This is a genomic window from Arthrobacter sp. I3 (genome assembly GCF_000520575.1).
GTDB classification, from domain to species: Bacteria; Actinomycetota; Actinomycetes; order Actinomycetales; family Micrococcaceae; genus Arthrobacter; species Arthrobacter humicola_A.
On the sequence record NZ_KI914976.1, the window covers coordinates 100098 to 100928 of the forward strand.

The 831-nt window shown below is 66.2% G+C and carries 1 protein-coding gene; it reads left to right on the forward strand.

The window, feature by feature from the left end:
* Positions 1-56 precede the first annotated feature (56 nt).
* Positions 57-788, forward strand: a complete 732-nt coding sequence (locus tag Y706_RS0122520) for a glutamine amidotransferase (protein WP_028278341.1) — start codon at positions 57-59, stop codon at positions 786-788.
* The last annotated feature ends 43 nt before the right edge of the window (positions 789-831 follow it).

The window sequence follows — 831 nt, forward strand, 5'->3', positions numbered from 1 at the left end:
GGCGGCCGCGGGCGCGCCTCTGGCGCGTCCGCGACCGGCCAGTAGAGACTTGGAGTGTGAAGCCATTCCTGCTCCTCGCCTCGCGCGCGGAAGACACCGCCGCCGAGGACGAATACCGCGCCTACCTTCGCTACTGCGGACTCCAGCCCGAGCAGCTCCAACGCATCCGGATGGAAGCCGCCCCGTTGCCCGCGCTTGAGTTGTCCGACTATTCGGGCGTCATTGTGGGCGGCAGTCCCTTTACTTCCAGCGATCCGGCCGAGCACAAGAGCGCCACCCAGCACCGGGTGGAGCGCGAACTCGCCGGGCTGCTGGACAGGATCGTGGCCGAGGACTTCCCGTTCCTCGGCGCCTGCTACGGCGTCGGCACCCTCGGACTGCACCAGGGCGCCGTGATCGACCGGACGTACGGTGAAGGGCTCGGCGGCGTCACCATCAAATTGACGGCGGAGGGTCTGCAGGATCCCCTCCTGCGCGGGCTGCCGGAGAGCTTTACGGCGTTCACCGGCCATAAGGAAGCCTGCACCGTCCTGCCCTCCCATGCGGTGCTGCTGGCCAGCTCGGCCGCTTGCCCGGTGCACATGTTCCGAATCAAGTCCAACCTGTACGCCACGCAGTTCCACCCCGAGCTCGATGCTGAAGGGCTAATCACCAGGATCGATATCTACCGCCATGCCGGCTACTTCCCGCCGGAATCGGCCGAAATGCTCATGGACGACGCCCGGCAGTTCACTGCGACAGAACCGATGAAGATCCTGCGGAACTTTGTGGAGCGCTACGCGAGCTGAGCCCCTCCAACAAAGAAGCCGGGCAACGCAGAAGCCCGGCCCC